General features: G+C 58.8%; 26 protein-coding genes. 14 read left to right on the top strand and 12 right to left on the bottom strand.

Annotated features, from left to right (window positions below; all coding sequences use genetic code 11):
- Positions 1 to 28: 28 nt before the first annotated feature.
- On the bottom strand, positions 29 to 1,183 hold the full coding sequence (locus tag ACX3YF_RS23530; RefSeq protein ID WP_448646632.1) for a glycerate kinase: 1,155 nt from the start codon (positions 1,181 to 1,183) through the stop codon (positions 29 to 31).
- A 214-nt stretch (positions 1,184 to 1,397) separates the two neighbouring features.
- On the opposite strand from ACX3YF_RS23530, the gene ACX3YF_RS23525 reads away from it, so the two are divergent.
- Together ACX3YF_RS23525 and rarD are read left to right on the top strand one after the other, a co-directional pair.
- A complete protein-coding gene (locus ACX3YF_RS23525) occupies positions 1,398 to 2,411 on the top strand; it encodes an aldo/keto reductase (protein ID WP_130210276.1) in 1,014 nt (337 codons plus the stop codon).
- Between the two features lie 185 nt (positions 2,412 to 2,596).
- Complete coding sequence (rarD, locus tag ACX3YF_RS23520) at positions 2,597 to 3,478, top strand: EamA family transporter RarD (RefSeq protein WP_130210274.1); 882 nt, start codon at positions 2,597 to 2,599, stop codon at positions 3,476 to 3,478.
- Positions 3,479 to 3,538: 60 nt separating this feature from the next.
- Here rarD and hppD read toward each other — a convergent pair whose 3' ends face one another.
- The gene (gene hppD, locus ACX3YF_RS23515; RefSeq protein ID WP_198131782.1) at positions 3,539 to 4,615 is read right to left on the bottom strand and encodes a 4-hydroxyphenylpyruvate dioxygenase; all 1,077 of its coding nucleotides are present in this window, start codon (positions 4,613 to 4,615) and stop codon (positions 3,539 to 3,541) included.
- A 249-nt stretch (positions 4,616 to 4,864) separates the two neighbouring features.
- A complete protein-coding gene (locus tag ACX3YF_RS23510) occupies positions 4,865 to 5,809 on the bottom strand; it encodes a DMT family transporter (RefSeq protein WP_130210270.1) in 945 nt (314 codons plus the stop codon).
- A 78-nt stretch (positions 5,810 to 5,887) separates the two neighbouring features.
- Between ACX3YF_RS23510 and ACX3YF_RS23505 the strand changes: the two genes are divergently transcribed.
- The 3 genes from ACX3YF_RS23505 (at position 5,888) to ACX3YF_RS23495 (ending at position 9,002) form a co-directional block, all read left to right on the top strand.
- Positions 5,888 to 6,760: a LysR family transcriptional regulator gene (locus ACX3YF_RS23505; RefSeq protein ID WP_130210268.1), complete on the top strand. Its 873-nt coding sequence runs from the start codon at positions 5,888 to 5,890 to the stop codon at positions 6,758 to 6,760.
- Positions 6,761 to 6,870: 110 nt separating this feature from the next.
- Positions 6,871 to 8,403, top strand: a complete 1,533-nt coding sequence (locus tag ACX3YF_RS23500; RefSeq protein WP_458945116.1) for an EAL domain-containing protein — start codon at positions 6,871 to 6,873, stop codon at positions 8,401 to 8,403.
- A 233-nt stretch (positions 8,404 to 8,636) separates the two neighbouring features.
- Complete coding sequence (locus ACX3YF_RS23495) at positions 8,637 to 9,002, top strand: histone-like nucleoid-structuring protein, MvaT/MvaU family (protein ID WP_047529417.1); 366 nt, start codon at positions 8,637 to 8,639, stop codon at positions 9,000 to 9,002.
- A gap of 175 nt (positions 9,003 to 9,177) precedes the next feature.
- Here ACX3YF_RS23495 and ACX3YF_RS23490 read toward each other — a convergent pair whose 3' ends face one another.
- Entirely contained in the window at positions 9,178 to 9,702 is a 525-nt protein-coding gene (locus tag ACX3YF_RS23490; protein ID WP_458974863.1) for a DUF4946 domain-containing protein, read from the bottom strand.
- Positions 9,703 to 9,847: 145 nt separating this feature from the next.
- Between ACX3YF_RS23490 and gloA the strand changes: the two genes are divergently transcribed.
- Positions 9,848 to 10,369, top strand: coding sequence for a lactoylglutathione lyase (gloA, locus tag ACX3YF_RS23485; RefSeq protein WP_448646637.1), 522 nt, complete (start codon positions 9,848 to 9,850; stop codon positions 10,367 to 10,369).
- A gap of 175 nt (positions 10,370 to 10,544) precedes the next feature.
- On the opposite strand, the gene ahpF is transcribed toward gloA, so the two are convergent.
- From ahpF to ACX3YF_RS23470, 3 genes are all read right to left on the bottom strand, one after another.
- Positions 10,545 to 12,107 carry an alkyl hydroperoxide reductase subunit F gene (gene ahpF / locus ACX3YF_RS23480; RefSeq protein ID WP_458974393.1) on the bottom strand — a complete coding sequence of 521 codons (1,563 nt, stop codon included), beginning with the start codon at positions 12,105 to 12,107 and terminating at the stop codon, positions 10,545 to 10,547.
- 129 nt (positions 12,108 to 12,236) lie between these two features.
- Positions 12,237 to 12,800 carry an alkyl hydroperoxide reductase subunit C gene (gene ahpC, locus ACX3YF_RS23475; RefSeq protein WP_130210260.1) on the bottom strand — a complete coding sequence of 188 codons (564 nt, stop codon included), beginning with the start codon at positions 12,798 to 12,800 and terminating at the stop codon, positions 12,237 to 12,239.
- A 137-nt stretch (positions 12,801 to 12,937) separates the two neighbouring features.
- The gene (locus ACX3YF_RS23470) at positions 12,938 to 13,876 is read right to left on the bottom strand and encodes a site-specific integrase (protein WP_448646639.1); all 939 of its coding nucleotides are present in this window, start codon (positions 13,874 to 13,876) and stop codon (positions 12,938 to 12,940) included.
- Between the two features lie 178 nt (positions 13,877 to 14,054).
- On the opposite strand from ACX3YF_RS23470, the gene ACX3YF_RS23465 reads away from it, so the two are divergent.
- Complete coding sequence (locus ACX3YF_RS23465; protein WP_130210256.1) at positions 14,055 to 15,068, top strand: DNA-binding protein; 1,014 nt, start codon at positions 14,055 to 14,057, stop codon at positions 15,066 to 15,068.
- Here ACX3YF_RS23465 and gorA read toward each other — a convergent pair.
- Entirely contained in the window at positions 15,065 to 16,423 is a 1,359-nt protein-coding gene (gene gorA, locus ACX3YF_RS23460; protein ID WP_198131776.1) for a glutathione-disulfide reductase, read from the bottom strand. The genes ACX3YF_RS23465 and gorA overlap by 4 nt on opposite strands.
- Before the next feature lie 131 nt (positions 16,424 to 16,554).
- Positions 16,555 to 17,394, bottom strand: coding sequence for a UTP--glucose-1-phosphate uridylyltransferase GalU (gene galU, locus ACX3YF_RS23455; RefSeq protein WP_047529432.1), 840 nt, complete (start codon positions 17,392 to 17,394; stop codon positions 16,555 to 16,557).
- 293 nt (positions 17,395 to 17,687) lie between these two features.
- Here galU and ACX3YF_RS23450 point away from each other — a divergent pair, with 293 nt between their 5' ends.
- A complete protein-coding gene (locus ACX3YF_RS23450) occupies positions 17,688 to 17,876 on the top strand; it encodes a hypothetical protein (protein ID WP_130210252.1) in 189 nt (62 codons plus the stop codon).
- 128 nt (positions 17,877 to 18,004) lie between these two features.
- The gene (locus ACX3YF_RS23445; protein WP_047529436.1) at positions 18,005 to 18,286 is read left to right on the top strand and encodes a hypothetical protein; all 282 of its coding nucleotides are present in this window, start codon (positions 18,005 to 18,007) and stop codon (positions 18,284 to 18,286) included.
- A 12-nt stretch (positions 18,287 to 18,298) separates the two neighbouring features.
- Here the strand turns inward: ACX3YF_RS23445 and ACX3YF_RS23440 are convergent, their stop codons facing one another.
- Together ACX3YF_RS23440 and ACX3YF_RS23435 are read right to left on the bottom strand one after the other, a co-directional pair.
- The gene (locus ACX3YF_RS23440; protein WP_047529438.1) at positions 18,299 to 18,529 is read right to left on the bottom strand and encodes a hypothetical protein; all 231 of its coding nucleotides are present in this window, start codon (positions 18,527 to 18,529) and stop codon (positions 18,299 to 18,301) included.
- Positions 18,530 to 18,601: 72 nt separating this feature from the next.
- Positions 18,602 to 18,958 carry a hypothetical protein gene (locus ACX3YF_RS23435; protein ID WP_130210250.1) on the bottom strand — a complete coding sequence of 119 codons (357 nt, stop codon included), beginning with the start codon at positions 18,956 to 18,958 and terminating at the stop codon, positions 18,602 to 18,604.
- Between the two features lie 212 nt (positions 18,959 to 19,170).
- Between ACX3YF_RS23435 and ACX3YF_RS23430 the strand changes: the two genes are divergently transcribed.
- The 5 genes from ACX3YF_RS23430 (at position 19,171) to ada (ending at position 22,316) form a co-directional block, all read left to right on the top strand.
- Positions 19,171 to 19,473: a DUF1883 domain-containing protein gene (locus ACX3YF_RS23430; RefSeq protein WP_057400164.1), complete on the top strand. Its 303-nt coding sequence runs from the start codon at positions 19,171 to 19,173 to the stop codon at positions 19,471 to 19,473.
- A gap of 35 nt (positions 19,474 to 19,508) precedes the next feature.
- Positions 19,509 to 19,679 (top strand): hypothetical protein, encoded by a 171-nt coding sequence (locus tag ACX3YF_RS23425; RefSeq protein WP_189340466.1) that lies wholly within the window; start codon positions 19,509 to 19,511, stop codon positions 19,677 to 19,679.
- 127 nt (positions 19,680 to 19,806) lie between these two features.
- Positions 19,807 to 20,493 carry a 2OG-Fe(II) oxygenase gene (locus ACX3YF_RS23420; RefSeq protein ID WP_198131775.1) on the top strand — a complete coding sequence of 229 codons (687 nt, stop codon included), beginning with the start codon at positions 19,807 to 19,809 and terminating at the stop codon, positions 20,491 to 20,493.
- 5 nt (positions 20,494 to 20,498) lie between these two features.
- Positions 20,499 to 21,164 (top strand): DNA oxidative demethylase AlkB, encoded by a 666-nt coding sequence (alkB, locus tag ACX3YF_RS23415; RefSeq protein ID WP_458974862.1) that lies wholly within the window; start codon positions 20,499 to 20,501, stop codon positions 21,162 to 21,164.
- 87 nt (positions 21,165 to 21,251) lie between these two features.
- Positions 21,252 to 22,316 carry a bifunctional DNA-binding transcriptional regulator/O6-methylguanine-DNA methyltransferase Ada gene (ada, locus tag ACX3YF_RS23410; RefSeq protein ID WP_288099550.1) on the top strand — a complete coding sequence of 355 codons (1,065 nt, stop codon included), beginning with the start codon at positions 21,252 to 21,254 and terminating at the stop codon, positions 22,314 to 22,316.
- Between the two features lie 60 nt (positions 22,317 to 22,376).
- Here ada and acuI read toward each other — a convergent pair whose 3' ends face one another.
- Positions 22,377 to 23,360, bottom strand: a complete 984-nt coding sequence (gene acuI / locus ACX3YF_RS23405; protein WP_458974392.1) for an acrylyl-CoA reductase (NADPH) — start codon at positions 23,358 to 23,360, stop codon at positions 22,377 to 22,379.
- Positions 23,361 to 23,549 lie beyond the last annotated feature (189 nt).

Below are 23,549 nucleotides of genomic sequence, written 5' to 3'. Positions count from 1 at the left end.
GCTGGCGCAAAGTACAGCGAGCCGGGTGCTATCCGCCCGAGTGTTTGCGCCGGGCCATCTGCCAGACCCGGGCAATGTCCGTGGCCCGTTCACGCAACAGACGCGGGGCTTCGATACAGGCCTGCTCCAGCGTCATCGGCCCGCTCGCCAGGGTGAACGCGGCGCCGATGCCGTGTTCGTACAGCGCCTGATAATCCTCGCCCAACGTACCGGCGATGACGATGACCGGCACGTCGCTCTGTCGGGCAATGCGCGCCACACCCAACGGTGTCTTGCCCCGCAGGGTTTGCGCGTCGAAACGCCCTTCGCCGGTAATCACCAGATCGGCGCCGGCCACGGCTTCAGCCAGCCCGATCAATTCGGCGACCAACTCGACCCCCGCCTTGAATTGCGCCCCCAGAAATGCCTTCGCCGCAAACCCCAGGCCGCCCGCTGCACCACTGCCCGGCTCGTCACGCAGGTCTTTTCCCAACACGTTGGCGCAGTGATCGGCAAAATGCCCAAGCGCACGATCCAATTGCTCAACCTGCTCGGGCGAGGCACCTTTTTGCGGACCGAATATTGCCGAGGCGCCGTCAGGCCCGCACAGTGGATTGTCCACATCCGCCGCAATCTCGAAACGCACGTTGGCCAGACGCGGGTCGAGGTCCTCCAGACTGATGCGTGCCAATTGCCCGAGCGCCAGGCCACCCGGTGCAAGAGACTGGCCCTGTGCGTCGAGCAGCTTCACGCCCAGCGCTTGCATGGCCCCGGCGCCACCGTCATTGGTCGCACTGCCACCGATGGCCAGGATCACCCGCTGCGCCCCTGCGTCGAGGGCCGCGCGAATCAACTCCCCGGTGCCGAACGTGCTGCTGATGCACGCATCGCGCTGATCCTCCGGGACCAACTGCAAGCCGCTGGCTTCGGCCATTTCGATGATCGCGGTATGGCTGTCGGGGAACCAGCCCCAAGCGGGATTCACAAGCGCGCCCAACGGCCCGCGAACCGAGAAAGTACGGCGCGGTTCGCCATCGGTCGCCGCCAGCACTGACTTCACCGTCCCCTCCCCGCCGTCAGCCATCGGGGATTTGATCAACTGCGCATCGGGCCAGACTTGCGCCCAACCGAGGGCGATGGCATCGGCCGCGCATTGGGCGCTGAGGCTGTCTTTGAACGAATCAGGGGCGATCACGACTTTCATGGGCATTCTCCAGTTCCGATGCATCCAGGCGGCCAACCGCCACAAACAATAACGCCGGTCCCCCTGCACTGGCGGTCACACGATTATTGCTCATTTCCACAAAACCCGGCGGGTGCCGCGTGACTGGATTGGAAGTTGATCGATTTTTCATTTTGCTCCCTGCACGTGTTCTGGTATTTGATTGAGCCTTTCCACCGGTAAAAAGGACTTCGTCATGAGCTACCGCACGCTGGGTCATTCGGGACTGCAGGTTTCCACCCTGACCCTGGGCACCATGATGTTCGGCGAACAGACCAGCACCGAAGATTCCCTGCGGATCATCGACAAGGCCTGGGATCAGGGCATCAATTTCATCGACACCGCCGACGTCTACACCCATGGCCGCTCAGAAGAAATCGTCGGCGAAGCAATCGCCAGTCGCCGTCAGGAATGGGTGCTGGCCACCAAGGTCGGTTTCGGCCCGGTGGACGGCGTGCCGAACCGTAGCGGTCTGAACCGCAAGCACCTCTTCAACGGTATCGAAGCCAGTCTGACGCGCCTGGGCACCGACTACCTCGACATCTATTACCTGCACCGCGAAGACCACAACACGCCCCTGGAGGTCACGGTGTCGGCCATCGGCGACCTGATCCGCCAGGGCAAGGTCCGCTATTGGGGCCTGTCGAACTATCGTGGTTGGCGCATCGCCGAGGTGATTCGCATTGCCGACCAACTGGGCGTCGACCGGCCGGTGATCAGCCAGCCGCTGTACAACATCGTCAACCGCCAGGCCGAAACCGAGCAGATCACCGCCGCACAAAACTACGGCCTGGGCGTGGTGCCTTACAGTCCGTTGGCGCGCGGCGTGCTCAGCGGCAAGTACGCACCGGATGTCACCCCGGACGCCAACAGCCGTGCCGGACGCCAGGACAAACGCATCCTGGAAACCGAATGGCGCGTCGAGTCGCTGCGCATCGCCCAGCAGATCCAGCAGTACACCCAAAGCCGTGGCGTCGGCATCGTCGAGTTCGCCATTGCCTGGGTGCTGAACAACAGCGCCGTGACGTCGGCCATCGTCGGCCCGCGTACCGAAGCGCAATGGGACGCCTACACTAAGGCCCAGGCAGTGAAGATTACGGCTGAAGATGAAGCGTTCATCGATTCACTGGTGACGCCGGGGCATGCGTCGACGCCGGGGTTCAATGACGTGAGTCATTTCGTGTCGGGCCGTAAACCGCGTAGCCACTGACGGTACATTTCGCTTGTGGGAGCTGGCTTGTCGGGTCGCTGCGATGCGGCGACCCGACAAGCCAGCTCCCACAGGGTTTCGGGTCTTGCCCAGAGTGTTGTGAATATTGATCATACGGCCAATATTCTGCACAAAAACCGCGTATCCTCCGCACCCCGTTTCACCTTCAACCTCGCGAGGACAGTTTGTCTAAAGGTATCGCTCTATCGGTTTCAGCCTCGGTGCTGTTTGCCGTCATGTACTACTACACGTCGCTGCTCAGCCCCTTGAGTGGCGTGGAAATTTTTGGCTGGCGCATGTTGCTCACGGTGCCGTGCATGACCGTGTTCATGGTGGTGTCCGGGGAGTGGAAACGCGTCGTCGACATTGTGCGGCGAGTCGCAGGCCGGCCTGTTCTGGTGCTCGCCCTGATCCTCTCTTCGGCCTTGGTCAGCGTGCAGCTCTGGCTGTTCATGTGGGCGCCACTCAATGGCTATAGCCTGGATGTGTCGCTGGGGTACTTCCTGTTGCCGCTGACCATGGTCCTGACCGGCCGACTGGTCTATGGCGAACGCCTCTCCTACCTGCAAAAAATCGCCGTGTTTTTCGCCTGCCTCGGGGTGATCAACGAGGTGTATCAGGTCGGTGGATTTTCCTGGGCAACCTTGCTGGTGTGCATCGGCTACCCCACGTATTTCGTCCTGCGCAAGCGACTGGCAACGGACAACCTCGGCGGCTTGTGGCTGGACATGAGCCTGACCCTGCCGGTGGCATTCTGGTTCGTGCAGAGCGGTGAACAGGGCTTCAACGTGTTTGACCAGCATCCATGGCTGTCGCTGCTGATCCCGTTGCTCGGCGTGATCAGTGCGTCGGCGCTGGTGGTCTACATCATCGCCAGTCGCTTGCTGCCGTTCAGCCTGTTTGGACTGTTGAGTTACGTCGAGCCCGTGCTGTTGCTGGGCGTCGCGTTGCTGCTGGGGGAAAGCATCAAGGCCGGCGAATGGCTGACCTATATCCCGATCTGGATGGCGGTGCTGGTGCTGGTGTTCGAAGGGTTCAAGCATTTGATGCGACAACGCCGACCTTGACCTCACCCAGAACCCAATGTGGGAGCGAGCTCGCTCCCACAGGTTTATAGGCGTTATGGCTTAGTCGGTGGCCAACACACCACGACGGACCTGGTCGCGTTCGATGGATTCGAACAGCGCCTTGAAGTTGCCCTCGCCAAAACCATCATCGCCTTTACGCTGGATGAACTCGAAGAACACCGGCCCCATCAGGGTTTCCGAGAAGATCTGCAACAGCAGTCGCTTGTCGCCCGACACCGACGAACCATCCAACAGAATGCCCCGCGCTTGCAGTTCGCCCACCGGCTCGCCATGGTTCGGCAAACGGCCTTCGAGCATTTCGTAGTAGGTGTCCGGCGGCGCGGTCATGAAGCGCATGCCGATGCTTTTCAGGTGATCCCAGGTCTTGACCAGGTCATCACTGAGGAAGGCCACGTGCTGGATGCCTTCGCCATTGAACTGCATCAGGAACTCTTCGATCTGCCCGGCGCCCTTGGACGACTCTTCGTTCAACGGAATGCGGATCATGCCGTCCGGCGCGGTCATGGCCTTGGAGGTCAGGCCGGTGTATTCGCCCTTGATGTCGAAGTAACGGATTTCGCGGAAGTTGAACAGCTTCTCGTAGAAGTTCGCCCAGTAGGCCATGCGCCCGCGATACACGTTGTGGGTCAGGTGGTCGATGATCTTCAGGCCCGCTCCGACCGGGTTGCGATCGACGCCTTCGAGGAACACGAAGTCGATGTCGTAGATCGAGCTGCCTTCGCCGAAGCGGTCGATCAGGTACAGCGGCGCGCCGCCGATGCCTTTGATCGCCGGAAGGTTCAGCTCCATCGGACCGGTTTCGATGTGAATCGGCTGTGCGCCGAGTTCCAGCGCACGCTTGTAGGCTTTTTGCGAATCCTTGACCCGGAACGCCATGCCGCACACGGATGGACCATGCTCGGCCGCGAAGTACGAGGCCACGCTGTGCGGCTCGTTGTTGAGGATCAGGTTGATCGCGCCCTGGCGATACAGGTGCACGTCCTTGGAACGGTGGGTCGCGACTTTGGTGAAGCCCATGATCTCGAAGATCGGCTCCAGGGTGTTCGGGGTTGGCGATGCGAATTCGATGAATTCAAAACCCATCAGGCCCATTGGGTTTTCGTATAAATCTGCCATTTTGGCGCCTCATCATGCTTTTGGAATTAACAAACGTTAGTTGCCAGCGATGCTGAGGCCGGAGGGTGGCGCGCAGGAGATACCCCGCACACTGCGGGCGAGGAAATCACCAAAGATCAATTGAAACCCGAATATCTTCATTGTCGACCCAAGGCTTTTGCGGGCGAGGCTTCTGCTGCCAGAAGTCGTTTATTCTTGTATGCGTAACCTGATTCTACACAGCGTAAATCAGTTTGTCCGCCTTCTGTATCAAATCCCCTTTTTCCCTGCACGCGCAAGGGGTTTATTGCACAGGAAAATCCCGGTCAGGATCAGCCCTCCTCCCAGGCACATGGCCAGTGTCAGTTGCTCACCCAACAGCAGCGCCCCGAGGATCACGGCCGTCAACGGGTTCAAAGCGATGAACACCCCGGAACGGGTCGCACCGATTTTGCGAATGCCGTCGTAATAGCCGATATAGGCCAGAGCCGAGCCAAAGACGCCCAGGTACATCAGACTCAACCACTGTTGAGGGCCAAGCTGGACAAGCGCGGCCACACTCAACTCGCCTCGGATGGCGCTGGCAATCCACAGCATCAATGTGCCCAGCAGAATTGACCAGGTCACCGTTTGCAATGGGCCCAGGCTTTGATTCAGCGCCTTGGAAAACAGCGAATACACGCCCCAACCGAGCACGCAGCCGAAAATCAGCAGATCGCCGATCCAGGCATCGGCCTTGCCGGCCAAGAGTTGCGGATGGCGGCTGACGATGACCAGGCACGCGCCGACGATACAGATCGCAATGCCGGCAATCTTCGCCCGGCCCAGACGCTCCTTGAATAGCAGCCAAGAGGCCAATCCGATAACGGCAGGGTTCAAGGCCACGATCAACGATGCTCGCGAAGCATTGATGTAGTGCAGGCCATAAAAGAAGCACAGGTTGTAGAAAAAGATCCCGCAAAAGCCCAGCAGTGCCAGCTGCAGCCATTGCCCTGGACTGGGTCGGGCCAATGGGATGCGGGACATCAACAAGAACAGTAATAGTGATGTGCTCGCCAGCAGGAAGCGCAAGCTGGCGGCAAACAAAGGGCTCAGGCTATCAGCCAGAAACCGCCCGGCCACGAAGGTACCGCCCCAGATCATGGTGACCGCCGCCAGTTTCAAATAAACCGGCGTATCCGTCGGGCTTGGCAGGTATTTCTCATGAGTAGTCATACGTCTCCGGAACGGGTGATGGGCGGTATGGCGTATGATTCGACTAATGCCAAGTCATCGTAAAATGAGTAAATACTCATGACCCTTACCCAACTGGAGATTTTCTCCCTCGTCGCCGAACTGCGCGGCTTCACGGCGGCAGCCCATCGCTTGGGGATCTCCCAATCCGCGGTTTCCCATGCCCTCAAGTCGCTGGAACAGGAATTGGGGGTCGAGTTGTTGCACCGCCATCAGTCAACGGTGGAGGTGAGTGACATCGGCCAGCAACTGCTGCTGCGCGCCCGTGCCATGCTGGGCCTGGCCAATACGTTGCGCCAGGAAGCGGCGGATGCCCGTGGGATGAAGCGCGGCACGTTGCGTATCGGCTCGTTCGGGCCCACGTCTTCGATCAAACTGTTGCCCGATATCCTGCGCCACTACCGCGCCGAGCACCCTGGCATTGAGATCCATATCGACGAAGGTCCGGACCGTCAGGTGATCCAGTGGCTGGAAGAACGGCGAATCGATGTCGGTTTCGTGGTGCTGCCGCAAGAGCGTTTCGACACCGTTGCGCTGGTCGAAGATCAAATGGTTGCGCTGCTCTCGGCTGGCCATCCTTTGGCAACCCGCAACAGCGTCAGCCTGAGCGAGCTGTGCGATGACCCTTTTGTACTGACCGAGGCTGGCTCTTCGGAGCTGGTTTCTCGCCTGTTCAATGCCGCGCGCCTGACCCCCAATATCCGCTATCGTTGCTCGCAATTGCTGAGCACGCTGGATACGGTTGGACGCGGCGACGGTTTGACCGTGGTCGCCGAGGGTTCGCTGCCCGAGCACGGTGACAATCGCCATGTTAAAAAACCGCTGTCGCCACCGGTGGCGCGGCAGGTCGGCCTGGCGGTACTCGACCGCCGCCAGGCGTCACCGGCGACGCTGGCTTTCATCAAACTCGCCGAGCGGCTGAGTAACCGGTGAGCGGCACAAGTGACAAGGGCCAACTATCATGGCTCGTACCCGAACTCTTCATGGGAGGCGTTTCGCCCTGCCAGCATTTGAGAGCCCTTTCATCGCTACAGGTTTCTTGAATGCCACTGAGAGCCAAAACCCGCACACGCCGCATCAGGATGGCCGTCACTCTGCTGAGCGGATTGCTTCCGGTCTTGTTGGGCACCGCCATCCTCTATATCCAGGCTGGACGGGCGCTCGAACAAAGTGCTCAACAAACCGCCGAAGAGGCCATTCGCCAGTTCGACCTCATGCTCGACAACACCGCCCAGGCTGCCCGGGAATTATTGCCACTGGCCGGGCAAAGTTGTATCGACGTCAATCTGGCCCTGCGCGAACAAGTCACGCGACGCCCCTTCGTACGCTCGACCATCCTGATATGGGACGATGCCATTTATTGCAGTTCTTTGTTCGGCGACTATCACGAGAAGCTCGCTGCCGGGGACTTCAGCCAAGGCCGGTTACTGTTGATGAAGGGCAACCCTGTCACCCCTGATACCGCGCTGTTGGTGTATCGCCTCGGCAAAGGCAAACAGGGCGCGATGAGCACACTGGACGGTTATCACCTGAGTAACGTGTTGCGCCTGATTGGTCGCCAGACATTGCTGGTACTGCAGGTCGGGCCCAATTGGTTGACGGCCGATGGTCAGTTTCATGAAGACGCGCCACCCGCCATGCCAACTGCACAAAGCAATCTCGGCTCGTCACGGTATGGTTTCAGTGTGACGGCCGGATTTCCCAAAGGTGAAACCTGGCGTTACATGCGCAGCCAGTATCCCCCGCTGTTCAGTTTGTTGATCTTTTTCGGCGTGATTTCCGGATCGCTCGGGCATTTTCTACAGAAGCGTACGTCATCACCGACTCATGAAATGCAACGTGCGCTGGATGCGGCGGAGTTCGTCCCGTATTTCCAGGCGGTCGTGCATGGCGACAGTAAAAAGTTGTCCGGTATTGAAGTGCTGATGCGCTGGAACCACCCAAAAGAAGGCCTGGTGCGGCCCGACCTGTTTATTCCGTTTGCCGAACACTCCGGGCTGATCGTGCCAATGACCCGATCTTTGATGCAACAGACCGCCACGTTGCTCGCGCCGCTGTCGGCATCGTTCAAGGAACCGTTTCATATCGGCATCAACATCACCGCCAGCCATTGCCAGGGCCTTGACCTGGTCAAGGATTGCCGTGAGTTTCTCGAGGCTTTCGCCCCCGGCTCCGTGCACCTGGTACTGGAATTGACCGAACGCGAATTGATCGAACCGACAGCCATCACTCATCAACTGTTCGACCAACTTCGTGATCTGGGCGTAAAGATCGCCATCGACGACTTCGGCACCGGTCACTCCAGTCTCGGCTATCTGCGTCAATTCAACGTGGACTACCTGAAGATCGACCAGAGTTTCGTCGCCATGATCGGCATCGATACCCTTTCCAGCCATATTCTGGACAGCATCATCGAACTGGCGATCAAACTCGGCCTGGCAATGGTTGCCGAAGGTGTGGAGACCCAGCAGCAAAGTGATTACCTGACCGCTCATAACGTTAACTTTCTACAAGGCTATCTGTACGGCAGGCCGATGCCTGGCGTCGAGTTCATTAGTGCATTAAGCGACCATTAACTAGCGGCTTTAAGCGATGTGGTAACGTTGCCGTGCACCCATTTGAATCAAAAAACAACTCTTGTTACATGACAGAAAAGACATGATTTACTCTTGAGCAATTAACTACTACAATTTTTCATGCCTGCCGTAATTTGGCGGGTGAGCCGTTATCACCGGGTCGCTTCAAGGCTTTTGGCTTATAGCTTTGTTTGCGGTTGGTATCAGCCAAACACACTATTGGAGTAAAGATATTGTCCAGACTCGCTGAATTTCGTGCCGCTGAAAAGGCCCTTCAAGAACAGCTCAAGCAGCTTGAATCCCTGAAGAACGATGCCGGGCTCAAGAAAGAAATCGAATTCGAAGAAAAGCTTCAAGGACTGATGAAAACCTACGGCAAGAGCCTGCGCGACATCATCGCCATTCTCGATCCGAACCCGGCAAAATCCGGTCTGCAACAGGCCGTAGCACCTAAAACCCGTCGCGCTCGCGTGGTCAAGGTCTATCAGAACCCGCACACCGGTGAACTGATTGAAACCAAGGGTGGCAACCACCGCGGCTTGAAAGCCTGGAAGGAACAATACGGTGCCTCGACCGTTGATTCCTGGTTGCGCGGCTAAGCACTCGCGCCGAGACAAAAAGCCCTGCGAATGCAGGGCTTTTTCATGAACACCCTCTAAATTCAGCAACGAGGGTCGCTCAACTCTCTACTTGCCGATCAACTTTATGCTTAATCCCTTTGGGTATCTAAACATTTGTGCACGTACTGAAAACCGCGTTTATTGAAGTCTTCAACTAAAGCTTCAAGCCGTTACGTGCCGCCTCTATTTCATCCTGGCTCGCTTTATAAGCGTCAGCCTGCCCCGCATAGGAAAGAACGTAGGCTTTATCGGCGTCCACCGCAGCGACCAATGTTTGCGAGAGCACATGACGACCGTTTTGCGTGATGGTGCAAGTCGTTTCCAAAGCCGGTAATCGACTCAAGGTTGTCGCATGAATCCGGCTGCACGCACTTTGATAGCCACTCTGATAAAAGCCTTTCTGCACGGACTTGCGCATCTCCAGCAGCACAGCTTCCAGATTGACCTGATGACCGGTTTCCACCTGGGTCATGGTCAGTTCCATCACCATGACCGGCTCGCCAGCCTGATTGTTTTTCACTGCGCGCTGGCGACTGACATCCGCTTTGCCGTCACCTTGCGGCACGTCTTCGATTTGCCAGCCGGCTGGCCAGGGCATGACCGGCGCATCGGCCTGAGCCATGGCGACCGTTGACAGCACACCCATCAAGAGGAACAACATTTTACCGAATCGAATCATTGCAATGAACACTCGCCAATTGTGGCCGGAAGTCTGAGCTTCGACCGGCCGCCAGGCAATAGCCGACGGTTTTGGTTTGGTGATGTCAGAGCCCTTGCGTATCATTGTCGCCATTCTTCAGCCCCACTTGTTTTCCGGAGGGCCCATGAGCCTGCAAGAACTGAACAGCTTCCCCGGCGTGACCGCGCAGCCTGATACCGCGACCCAGAAATTCGTGTTCAACCACACCATGCTGCGGGTCAAGGACATCACCAAATCCCTGGACTTCTACACGCGCATCCTCGGTTTCTCACTGGTGGAAAAACGCGACTTCCCGGAAGCGGAATTCAGCCTGTATTTCCTCGCACTGGTCGACAAGAGCCAGATCCCGGCCGACGCCGCCGCACGCACCGAGTGGATGAAATCGATCCCCGGCATTCTCGAACTGACCCACAACCACGGCACCGAGAACGACCCGGACTTCGCCTATCACAATGGCAACACCGACCCACGTGGCTTTGGCCACATCTGCATTTCGGTGCCGGACATCGTGGCCGCGTGCGAGCGCTTCGAAGCGCTGGGCTGCGATTTCCAGAAGCGCCTGAATGACGGTCGCATGAAAAGCCTGGCGTTCATCAAGGACCCGGATGCCTATTGGGTCGAGATCATTCAGCCTGCGCCGCTGTAACTGACTGCATAGAAAACCTGTAGGAGCGAGCCTGCTCGCGAAGGCGTCCGATCAGTCAACATCTTCGTTGAATGGCACATCGCTTTCGCGAGCAGGCTCGCTCCCACATTGGTTATGCGTCAGGCATAAAAAACCCATGATTGCTCATGGGTTTTTTCGTTTCGGCGACTACCGTTTACGCCGGAGCCGACGTGCGAATCAAGTGATCAAACGCACTCAGGGAAGCCTTGGCGCCCTCGCCCACGGCAATCACGATCTGCTTGTACGGCACGGTGGTCACGTCGCCAGCGGCGAATATGCCCGGTACCGAGGTCTCGCCACGGGCATCGACGATGATCTCGCCACGCGGCGACAACTCGATGGTGCCCTTGAGCCAATCGGTGTTGGGCAGCAGACCGATCTGCACGAAGATCCCCTCCAGCTCCACGGTCCGCAGCTCATCGCTCTTGCGATCCTTGTAGTGCAGGCCATTGACTTTCTGACCGTCGCCGGTGACTTCAGTGGTTTGCGCATGAGTGATCACGGTCACGTTGGGCAGGCTGTGCAGCTTGCGTTGCAAGACCGCATCGGCGCGCAGCTGCACGTCGAACTCCAGCAGCGTCACGTGGGAGACGATACCCGCCAGGTCGATAGCCGCTTCGACACCCGAGTTACCGCCACCAATCACCGCCACACGCTTGCCCTTGAACAGCGGGCCGTCGCAGTGCGGGCAGTACGCCACGCCTTTGTTGCGATATTGCTGCTCACCCGGCACGTTCATTTCGCGCCAGCGCGCACCGGTCGCCAGGATCACGGTTTTGGCTTTGAGCTTCGCACCGCTGGCGAAGTGCACTTCGTGCAGCTCACCGTCCTTGCCGGGTAGCAACTTGTCGGCGCGCTGCAGGTTCATGATGTCCACGTCGTACTGCTTGACGTGTTCTTCCAGCGCTACCGCCAGTTTCGGTCCTTCGGTTTCCTGCACGGAGATGAAGTTTTCGATGGCCATGGTGTCCAGCACCTGCCCACCAAAACGCTCCGCCGCCACACCGGTACGAATGCCTTTGCGGGCTGCGTAGATCGCCGCCGAAGCACCGGCCGGGCCACCGCCGACCACCAGCACATCAAAGGCTTCCTTGGCGCTGATCTTCTCGGCTTGCCGCTCAATGCCGCTGGTGTCGATCTTGGCGAGGATTTCTTCCAGGCCCATGCGCCCCTGGCCGAAGTTCACACCGTTGAGGTAGATGCTGGGCACCGCCATGATCTGGCGCTCATCGACTTCAGCCTGGAACAGCGCGCCGTCGATGGCGACGTGACGGATGTTCGGGTTCAGCACCGCCATCAGGTTCAGCGCCTGGACCACGTCCGGGCAGTTTTGGCAGGACAGCGAGAAGTAAGTCTCGAAGTTGAACTCGCCCTTGAGCGAGCGGATCTGTTCGATCACTTCGACACTGGCCTTCGGGGGGTGGCCACCGACTTGCAGCAAGGCCAGCACCAGCGAAGTGAATTCATGGCCCATCGGGATGCCGGCGAAACGCAGGCTGATATCGGCGCCCGGGCGATTGATCGAGAACGATGGCTTGCGTGCATCGTCACCGTTGTCGAGCAAGGTAATCTGGGTGGAAAGACTGGCAACGTCTTTCAACAGTTCGAGCATTTCCCGGGATTTCGCACCGTCGTCGAGGGAGGCAACGATCTCGATCGGCTGGGTGACCCGTTCCAGGTACGATTTCAACTGGGTTTTAAGATTGGCGTCCAACATACGGGCGATTTCCTTTGTGTTTACTGGCATAAAAAAACGCCCGAGCGAATCTCGCCCGGGCGTTTTTATTGGGCGGTGCAGCTTGCTTAGAAGGTGCGGAAGTCCGCCCTGATGAAGCGCGTCACAGACTTAGATCTTGCCGACCAGGTCCAGGGACGGCGCCAGAGTGGCCTCGCCTTCTTTCCACTTGGCAGGGCAAACCTGGCCAGGGTGAGCAGCGACGTACTGGGCAGCCTTGATTTTGCGCAGCAGTTCGGAAGCGTCGCGGCCTACACCACCGTCGTTCAGCTCGACGATCTTGATCTGGCCTTCAGGGTTGATCACGAAGGTGCCACGGTCAGCCAGACCCGCTTCTTCGATCAGCACGTCGAAGTTGCGGGAGATGGCGTGGGTCGGGTCGCCGATCATGGTGTACTGGATTTTGCCGATCGCTGGCGACGTGTTGTGCCAGGCAGCGTGGGCGAAATGAGTGTCAGTGGAAACGCTGTAGATCTCGACGCCCAGCTTCTGGAAGGCATCGTAGTTGTCAGCCAGGTCTTCCAGCTCGGTTGGGCAAACGAAAGTGAAGTCAGCCGGGTAGAAGAAAACGACAGACCACTTGCCTTTCAGGTCAGCGTCCGAGACTTGTACGAAGTCGCCGTTTTTGTAGGCGGTCGCTTGGAACGGTTTAACTTGGCTGTTGATGATAGGCATCGTTGACTCTCCATCGGGGTTAAGAAGTTGATGGGGAGAACTTTACTCACTCGACGGACGGTTGGCTCATTGGCAAACCTCATGCCGCTGATTGGCTTTCGCTATTAGCCAACCTTATTAATAGAAGAAAACCGAATTTACGGCTCCAGTGGTTTCTCCGAGAGGCGGGCCATGCCCAGGAACGGACTGGCTTCGATGTAACGCATGGCGGACTTCATGTCCTTCCAGCCCACATAGCTCATCAACGACTTCAAGTCCCAGCCACTCTGATGTGCCCACGAGGCAAAGCCGCGGCGCAACGAGTGACTGGTGTAGTGCTCGGCCGCAAGGCCCGCACGCCCCAATGCCTGGCGCAGCAGGGGAATGACGCTGTTGGCGTGCAAGCCCTCCTCGCTCAGATGCCCCCAGCGGTCGATGCCGCGAAACACCGGACCACGGACCAATGCCGCTTCACCGATCCAGTCGATGTAGGCCTGCACCGGGCATAACCGCTGCAATGCCGGCGTCTGGTAGGTCCGGCCGAGGTTTTCACGGTCACTCTTGCTGCGCGGCAAGTACAAGCTGATACCCGAACCGGCGCTGGCCTGCACGTGCTCGACCTGCAGGCGACACAACTCATCACTACGGAAGCCACGCCAGAAGCCGAGCAAAATCAACGCGGTGTCTCGCCGGGCGCGGAGCAACCCCGGACGATCACCCTCGGCCCTGGCCGTTTGCGCCTCTTGCTCCAGCCAGCCGATGACTTGCTCAAGGTGCTGCAGTTGCAGCGGCTCGGCCTGTTTCTCCTGAGCCGGATGCAGCGCACGAATCCCCTTGAACACTTTGCGCACCACAGGCGCCTTGGTCGGGTCGGCGAACCCCTGACTGTTGTGCCACTGGGCCAGCGCCGACAACCGCAACTTCAGGGTATTGATCGACAACACGCCAGCATGGGCCACCAGATACCGCGCCACGCTGTCGCCCGTTGCCGGCAGGAACCCGCCCCAACTGACTTCGAAGTGTTCGATGGCTGCGCGATAGCTACGGCGGGTGTTGTCGCGCGTCGCCGCTTGCAGGTAACGATCCAGCTCACTCATGGGTCCAACTCTCGAATGCGTACCGCTTTTACAGGTGAAACACCGGTTTTCCGATGATCACACGGGGTAATACCAGTATATCCCGTGTCATTCGTCGCCTGTATTTATCTTTTAATATTCGATGGTACAATGCGTAATATGGCATTACGTACCACACATCAAAATCGCAGGAGTAATCATGGCCCGTGGCGGCGTTAACAAAGCAGTGGTTCAAGCCGCGCGTCTGGCGATCCTCGCCCGTGGCGAAAACCCGAGCATCGATGCAGTACGGATCGAGATGGGTAATACAGGCTCGAAAACCACGATCCATCGCTACCTGAAAGAACTGGGGGAAGGCACTCAACCTGATGACACGGAAGCGCCGGAGCCTATCGACGATGAGTTGCTGGCCCTGGTGTCACGACTGGCGCAACGCCTGAAGGAACAGGCACAAGAACCCATCGACCAGGCCCGCGAGCAGTTCGAACAGCAACGCAAGGACCTGGAAACCCGGCTGCACGAGGCCGAGCTGGCCAATACGCAATTGCAGCAACACTACGAACTCCAGAGCCTGGCACTGGCTCAGGAATCCGAGGCCCTGCACAGCACCCGCTCCATGCTGCAGACCGAACAAACCCGCAATGCCGGATTGAATCAGGCACTGGCAGATTTCGAATTGCGCTTGCAAGACAAGGACGAGCAGATCCGCTCGCTCGAAGAGAAACACCTGCATGCCCGAGACGCGCTGGAGCACTACCGCAACGCCGTCAAGGAGCAGCGCGAACAGGAACACAGCCGCCATGAAAGCCAGGTGCAGCAGTTGCAGATGGAGTTGCGCCAGGCCCAGCAGAGCGCGTTGGTGCGCCAGGATGAAATCACCCAGTTGCACCGCGACAACGAACGCTTGCTGACCGAAAACCGGGGAACCCTGCGCGAGCTAAGTTCGCTGCAAGAGCAGCTCAAGCAGAGCAACAGTCGCCAGGATCAGTTACTGGAACAGGCCAATCGCGTTGACGGCGAACGCACCCTCCTCCAGGAACGCCTTCGCGTCGCCCTGCTGGAAAGTCAGTCACTGAAACAGAACGTCGATGAACAGCTGCAGATCAACAAGTCGCTGGAAATCGAATTGATCAAGGCACAGGCAGAATTGGAAGAAAGCGAGCGTCTGGCGGCTGCCGTTGCGACAGCGCCAGACACCGCCAAGGACGATTAGCCGGTAACCGGCGTGCGCATGGTGACAAACTCTTCGGCGGCCGTCGGGTGCACGCCGATGGTCTCGTCGAAGTGGCGCTTGGTGGCGCCAGCCTTCAAGGCAATCGCCAGGCACTGGACGATCTCACCCGCCTCTGGACCGACCATGTGGCAGCCCAGCACCTTGTCGGTCGCGGCATCCACCACCAGCTTCATCAACGTACGCTCCTGGCACTCAGTCAGGGTCAGCTTCATCGGCCGGAAACGGCTCTCGAAGATCACCACATCGTACCCCGCGTCGCGCGCTTCTTCCTCGGTCAAACCGACGGTGCCAATGTTCGGCAAGCTGAACACCGCCGTCGGGATCATTTTGTAATCCACCGGACGATACTGCTCAGGCTTGAACAGACGACGGGCCACTGCCATGCCCTCGGCCAGTGCCACGGGGGTCAGCTGTACGCGACCGATCACATCACCGAGCGCCAGAATCGACGGCTCAGCGGTCTGGTACTGCTCATCCACCTCCACGAAACCTTTCTTGTCGAGTTTCACCCCGGTGTTTTCCAGCCCCAGGTTATCCAGCATCGGACGCCGGCCGGTGGCGTAGAACACACAGTCAGCCTCCAGTTGACGGCCGTCCTTGAGCGTCACCTTCAGGCTGCCATCGGCCTGTTTATCGATGCGCTCGATGTCGGCATTGAATTGCAGGTCCATGCCGCGCTTGGTCAGCTCCTCCTGCAAATGCTTGCGCACCGAACCGTCGAAACCGCGCAGGAACAGTTCGCCGCGATACAGCAGCGTGGTTTTCGCGCCGAGGCCGTGGAAGATCCCGGCAAATTCGACGGCGATGTAACCACCACCCACTACCAGCACACGCTTGGGCAGCTCTTTGAGGAAAAACGCCTGGTTGGAGCTGATCGCGTGTTCGTGCCCCGGAATCTGCGGAATCTGCGGCCAGCCGCCGGTGGCGATCAGGATGTGCTTGGCACTGTGGCGCTCGCCATTGATCTCGACCGTGTGCGGGTCGACGATCGTGGCGTGACCTTCATGCAAGGTCACGCCACTGTTGACCAGCAGGTTGCGGTATATGCCGTTCAGGCGATTGATCTCGCGGTCCTTGTTGGCGATCAGCGTCGCCCAATCGAACTGCGCTTCATCCAGACTCCAGCCAAAACCCGAAGCCTGTTCGAAGTCTTCGGCGAAGTGCGCGCCGTAGACCAGCAATTTTTTCGGCACGCAGCCGACGTTGACACAAGTACCACCCAGGTAGCGACTCTCGGCCACGGCCACTTTCGCGCCGAAACCGGCTGCAAATCGCGCCGCCCGCACACCGCCAGAACCGGCACCAATCACATAAAGGTCAAAATCGTAGGCCATTTTCTATCTCCTCGGCAGGCCACCAGCATACCCGCCGCGATGGGTTGGGCAAGCGCTGCTATCGATATAGGGCCAGAAAATGAAAAAGCCACCCGAAGGTGGCTTTTTCAGTACAAGCAGCAAAGGCGCTATCAGTAAGCCTTGCCAGTCTTGTAGAAGTTCTCGAAGCAGAAGTTGGTCGCGTCGATGTAACCTTCGGCACCACCGCAGTCGAAACGCTTGCCCTTGAACTTGTAGGCAATCACGCAACCGTCCTGCGCCTGTTTCATCAGGGCGTCAGTGATCTGGATCTCGCCACCTTTGCCTGGATCGGTCTGTTCGATCAGGCTGAAGATGTCCGGCGTCATGATGTAACGACCGATGATCGCCAGGTTCGACGGGGCATCTTCCGGTTTTGGCTTCTCGACCATGTTGCGCACGCGGTACAGATCGTCACCAATCAGGTCACCTGCAATCACACCGTATTTGCTGGTTTCTTGCGGGTCGACTTCCATGATCGCGACGATGGTGCAGCGATACTGCTTGTACAGCTTGACCATCTGCTTGAGTACGCCGTCACCTTCCAGGTTGACGCACAAGTCATCCGCCAGCACCACGGCGAACGGTTCGTCGCCGATCAGCGGGCGACCGGTCAGGATGGCATGGCCCAGACCTTTCATTTCCGTCTGGCGCGTGTAGGAGAACGAGCACTCATCCAACAGGCGACGGATACCGACCAGGTATTTTTCCTTGTCGGTGCCCTTGATCTGGTTTTCCAGCTCGTAGCTGATGTCGAAGTGGTCTTCCAGGGCGCGCTTGCCACGACCGGTAACGATGGAAATCTCGGTCAAACCGGCATCCAGAGCTTCTTCGACGCCGTACTGGATCAGTGGCTTGTTTACCACCGGCAGCATTTCTTTGGGCATGGCTTTAGTCGCTGGCAGGAAGCGAGTACCGTAACCGGCTGCTGGGAACAAGCATTTCTTGATCATAAAAGTCCTTGAAAGGGCTGTGTGTACGAGTTTCGGCGCAGTCTAATCAGGCGGAGAGCACCTTACAATGCCCCGCACTGGCTAACCGATGCCATCATAGAGAAATATTTCGGCGGATAGTTCCACCGGGAGCTCCGAAGATTGCTCAGCAGCCTGTTATTGATAGCAGACACCGCCAGACTTGCACGGTTTGTCATCTGAACGGGCAATCGGCCCACCATACGCCCATCCGCACCCGCTGCGTGTATTTGGCGTTATCATGGCGCCATTGAACCAGCCAACGAGGCAGATAGATGTCGGCAGCAAAGAGCGTCAACGGTTTCCTGATCAACAAGGCAATGGACGGACAATGGTGGGTAGGCAGTGTCGCCGGTGAGAATATTGCCGGACCCTTTCCGACCGAAGCCATGGCGATCGAAGTGGCGTCGGTGCTGGAGCTGGAGCACCCGGAGCCCAAGCGACGCGGCAAGGACAAGAACTGATCGGCACCCAAGCCCTGCCATTGCGCAGGGCTTTTTCATGAATATCGGCAACAAGTGGCCTATCGCTATAACCTTTTGCTGCCGACGCTGTCACAGCTTTTGCCCACCTCTTTGACGACGACAACGACATGACTAAATTCTTGCCACTGATCGCGGTACTGGCCCTGAGTGGCTGTGCGACGTCCCAAACCACGTACTTGAATAACGGCGAACAGGGTCTGGCCATCGATTGTTCCGGGGAAGCCAACTCCTGGGCCACCTGCTACGAAAAGGCCGACGCCTCCTGCGCCGGCACCGGTTACCGGATTGTGGGCACCGATGGCACGCCCGCCACCAAGGAAAGCGACAAAACCCTGGGCGTCGACGTCGGCAACTACAAGAATCGCAGCGTGGTGGTGGTCTGCAAGTAAGGCGTGCGGGCTTTACATGTGGATTTCGGCGAACTTGATACCCAGGCCCCGCACCGTTTCGATCAGGTCGTCGAGGCGACTGAAGGATTCCACTTCATCGTTGTCGTCCACCAGAAAAAAACTGCGCCCTCCGCTTTTCTTGAAAAAAACAATCCATTCGCCCGGATCTGCGGGGTTCTGAATCACGTGGGTGCCAGAGACCTGCCCCTTTGAATGGCGCTCCCGTACTTGCTCTCGCTTCATGCTCGACTCCAGAAATGACAATGCCGCCAAAGTCTTGCTTTGACGGCATCGGTGCTGACCGTTGGCATTGTATCAGCCGGAAATGCACTCGGTGGCAGCATCGCGCACATCCCGAGGGCGCAGGGGAACATTGGAAATACGCTCATGCAGCTTGATGCTGCTGCCGCCGGAACGATGTTCGATATCGAATACGGCGGCCGGTCCGGACGAGAACTTCTGCGGCACGATGACTCGTACGTCCTCCTTATGCGTTTCTATCTGCAAGGCACCACGGCTGCTGGCGAGCTTTTCGCTCAGGCATTGCGCGTACTCATGGGGCTTCTTGCCTGAAATCACGTTAATGGTAGGCAGTGTCTCGCTGATCTCCGCGACACTTGCACACCCACTGATTGCCAGAAACAACGGCAGGACCCACGCACCCCACTTCATATAAAACCTCCAATAAAGACCCTCCGACAGCACAGACGCTGTTTTTCTCCAAGGCATACTGCATTTAACGCCCAAGGATTGCCCGATATCGGTTTTTTATTGCCAAATCGGACCTCAACGACCCGATAATAACGCCTGCGGGCTGATAAACTGCGCCAATCGCCCATTGCTATCGTTTTGATTTTGTAGAAAAAGCCCTTCTGGAGGCGCCCATGAAATTTATCCACCAGCGCGAGCACCTCAATGAAGACGACATCGTCGTCATCCAATGCTCCCAAATGTGCAACATCCGCTTGATGAACGACGCCAACTTCCGCAGCTTCAAGAATGGCGGCCGTCACACCTACCACGGTGGCGCGTTCGACACCTTTCCGGCCCGCATCACCGCGCCGAGCACCGGTTTCTGGAACATCACCATCGACACCGTCAACCGCCGGGCGATCAGCGTGACCCGCAAACCGACCCTGACTCACTCGATCAAGATCATCCGCCGCTCCAGCTCGAAATTGAGCTGAGTGACACCCCAGTCCGCACACAGACAGGTATGACCGTGGCCCAAACGACCAAATACGTCATCAAATACAAGCTCAACGGCGAGCGTCGCTTCGAATTTGCCCAGCTCGAACACGGGACCCCGGAAGAGGCCAAGGCCGCGCTGGACGCCATTCATGGCCAGAGCGACGACGTCATCAGCGATATCAGCGTCAGCAAGGCGCTGTAACGCACTGGGGAGTGGCAGTATGGATGTCTGCTCCCGGCGTTGAAAATTCGACCGCAAGTGTCGGAGTGTTCGCGCCATCACCGCCCCCTAGACTGGCCGTCTCACCTTTATTCAAGGAGTCGGAACCATGTCCATCGACTGGGCGCGAGTGGAACAGCAACTCGATCAGGACGGTTGCGTCGTCCTGCGCTCGCTGTTGAGCCAAGATGCCTGTGACTCGATCAGCGACCTCTACCCTCGATCCGAGCCCTTTCGCTCGCAAGTGATCATGGCTCGCCACGGATTTGGCCGTGGCGAGTACAAATACTTCCGGTACCCGTTACCGGATCTCGTCGCCCGATTGCGCCAGGCGCTCTATCCACGACTGGTGCCGATTGCCAATCGCTGGCACGAACGGATGGGTTTGCCGAACCGTTTTCCCCAGGTCCATGAAGATTTCCTCGCCCTTTGCCACGCTGCCGGCCAGCAACGCCCGACGCCATTACTGCTGCAATATGGGCCCCAGGACTACAACTGCTTGCATCAGGACCTCTACGGCGAACACGTGTTCCCGCTGCAAGTGGCGATTTTGCTGTCAGAACCGGGGGAAGATTTCACCGGCGGCGAGTTCGTGCTGACCGAACAGCGCCCACGCATGCAAACACGCCCACAGGTTATAGATCTTAAGAAGGGAGACGGCGTGATCTTTGCGGTCAGTCAACGGCCGGTCAAAGGTACTCGCGGCGACTACCGGGTGACGATGCGTCACGGCGTCAGTCGCCTGCACAGCGGAAAACGGCATACCCTAGGCATTATTTTCCACGATGCAGTATGAACACCATGAAGCCGACCACCCCTGATCTGTTCGCCGACGCGGACCCCGTGCAGCAACCCCGGCGCGAGCAGATCGACGAACAGTCATATGTATTGAGGGGCTTTGCCCTGCCCTGGCTGGAGCGTTTACTGCCGGCACTGGAGGCCGTGCTGGCAGCGGCACCGTTTCGGCAGATGATTACGCCGGGTGGTTTTACCATGTCGGTCGCCCTGAGCAGTTGTGGCACTTTGGGCTGGACCACCGACCGCAGCGGTTATCGCTACACGCGCCACGATCCGCAGACAGGCCAGCCGTGGCCGGACATGCCGGGGATTTTCTTGCAGTTGGCTCAGGCCGCCGCGCAAGAGGCTGGATTCAGCAACTTTCTCCCCGATTCCTGCCTGATCAACCGATACCTCCCGGGGGCGAAAATGTCTTTGCATCAGGACAAAAACGAAAGCACCTACGCCGCGCCGATCGTCTCGGTATCGCTCGGGTTACCGGCAATGTTCCTGTTCGGTGGTTTTGAACGCAGCGATAAAAGCCAGCGAGTACCGTTGCTGCACGGTGACGTCGTGGTCTGGGGCGGCGTTGATCGCTTGCGCTATCACGGTGTCCTGCCGATCAAGGAAGGCCAGCATTCCCTGCTGGGCGAACAGCGGATCAACTTCACCTTCCGCACGGCGGGATGAACCTGTCGAATTTGACCGCAAGCACCGGAGTGTGACGGCACGCCGACGTGGTTAATCTGCCGTAAACAGGTCAACGGACTTCCAGCCATGACAAGCCATACGACAAAAAACACCGCTGAACTCGACCCACGCTGGGCCGCCGTCGTCGCTCGCGACCCACAAGCCGATGGGCAATTTGTCTATGCCGTGAAAACCACCGGCATCTACTGCAATCCCAGTAGCCTGGCGCGCTTGCCGAAACCTCAGAATGTCGAGTTCTTCGACACGGCCGAACAGGCACAAGCAGCGGGTTACCGTCCGAGCAAACGCGCGGCGAAGGATCAAAGCGCCGTGGCCGCGCAGCATGCCGCCACCGTGGCCGCCGCTTGCCGGCAGATCGAAAGCGCGGAAACGCTCCCGGCCTTGGACGAACTGGCCGAGACAGCGGGCCTGAGCAGTTTTCACTTTCATCGAGTGTTCAAGGCTGTCACCGGCCTGACACCCAGGGGCTACGCCGCAGCCCATCGTTCCCGCAGGGTTCGCGAGCGTTTGACGGATGGCGGTTCGGTGACCGACGCGCTGTACGACGCCGGCTTCAACTCCAACAGCCGTTTTTATGAAACGGCGGATCAACTTCTGGGCATGAAACCCACGGATTACCGCGCCGCCGGCCAGAACAATGACATCCGTTTTGCCGTGGGCCAATGTTCCTTGGGCGCGATTCTGGTGGCGCAGAGTGAGCGCGGGGTTTGCGCCATTCTGCTGGGGGACGATCCGCAGCAACTGGTCTGCGATCTGCAGGACAAGTTCCGGCGGGCCAATCTGATCGGTGCCGATCACGACTTCGAGCAATTGATCGCCAGGGTTGTGGGTTTCATCGAGGCCCCGGCGCTGGGGCTCGACTTGCCTCTGGACGTACGTGGCACGGCGTTTCAGGAGCGGGTCTGGCAAGCCCTGCGGGATATTCCCGTCGGCAGCACGGCCAGCTACGCCGATATCGCCCGGCAAATCGGCGCCCCAAAAGCCGTTCGCGCGGTGGCTCAAGCCTGTGGCGCGAACAGCCTGGCGGTAGCGATTCCCTGCCACCGCGTGGTGCGCAGCGATGGCAATCTGTCGGGGTACCGCTGGGGCGTGGAACGCAAGCGGCAGTTGCTGGAACGGGAAGCGCAGTAGCGGTAAACACGGTGGCCGCGTGCCCGTATGGGATCTGCCGCAGGCGGGATCGCTGGTTTGTCAGCGATTCACGTCGACGACAACCCTGCCCCGCAGTTGGCCGGCGAGCAAGCGTGGCGCCGCTTCAATCGCTTCGCTCAAACCGATTTCGTGGCTGATCAGTGGCAACAGGTCAAAGTCCAGATCCCGGGCCAGACGATTCCACGCCTCGACCCGCTTCGCTTTGGGTTGCGTCACGCTGTTGATGCCCGCCAGGGTCACGCCACGCAAGATGAACGGCGCGACAGAGGCCGGGAAGTCCATGCCCTGGGCCAGACCACAGGCAGCGACCGTACCATTGGCCTTGGTGCTGGCGCAGGCATTGGCCAGGGTGTGACTGCCGACCGAATCGATGACCGCAGCCCAGCGCTCCTTCGCCAAAGGCTTGCCCGGCTCGGACAGCGTGGCGCGGTCGATGATTTCGCTGGCCCCCAGTTGCTTGAGGTAGTCGTGTTCCGAAATGCGGCCGGTGGACGCCACCACGCGGTAACCAAGTTTGCTCAACAGCGCGATAGCGAAACTGCCTACGCCGCCATTGGCGCCCGTCACCAGGACTTCGCCTTGCCCGGGCGTCACACCGTTATGCTCCAGCGCGAGGATGCACAGCATCGCCGTGTAGCCCGCCGTGCCGATGGCCATCGCCTGGGCGGCGGTAAACGCCTTGGGCAGCGGAATCAGCCAGTCGCCATTGAGGCGTGCCTTCTGCGCCAGACCGCCCCAATGCCCCTCACCCACCCCCCAGCCATTGAGCAGGACGTTGTCACCCACCTTGTGGTCCGGATGCCCGCTGACTTCGACAGTGCCCGCCAGATCGATCCCTGGCACCATCGGGAATTTTCGCACCACCGGGCTGCTACCAGTGATCGCCAGGCCGTCCTTGAAATTCAGCGTGCTGTAGGCGACACGTACAGTCACATCGCCCTCGGGCAATTGGTCGTCATGGATCTGCTGCAGCGTGGCCCGGTAACCGCTGTCGTCTTTCTCGATCAAAATACCTTGGAACATGACTGCCTCCTGGTGTGATTATTTGTTGTGGCCTGAATTAAATACCACATCGCAAAAAAATGCCGCATTCGACTTTAAGCCAACCGATAAAACCTGGGGGCCTTTCCATGACCCGCGGCGATGCTTTTTCCGGTGGTCAGGTCCGCTGGCCCCACCCGCCGCGAATTGCTGCCGGCCCCATCGCGCATT

The sequence above is a fragment of the Pseudomonas fluorescens group sp. PF-69 genome, assembly GCF_054481235.1.
Note: the sequence above shows the minus strand (reverse complement) of the source record. Positions and strands in the feature narration are given on the sequence as shown.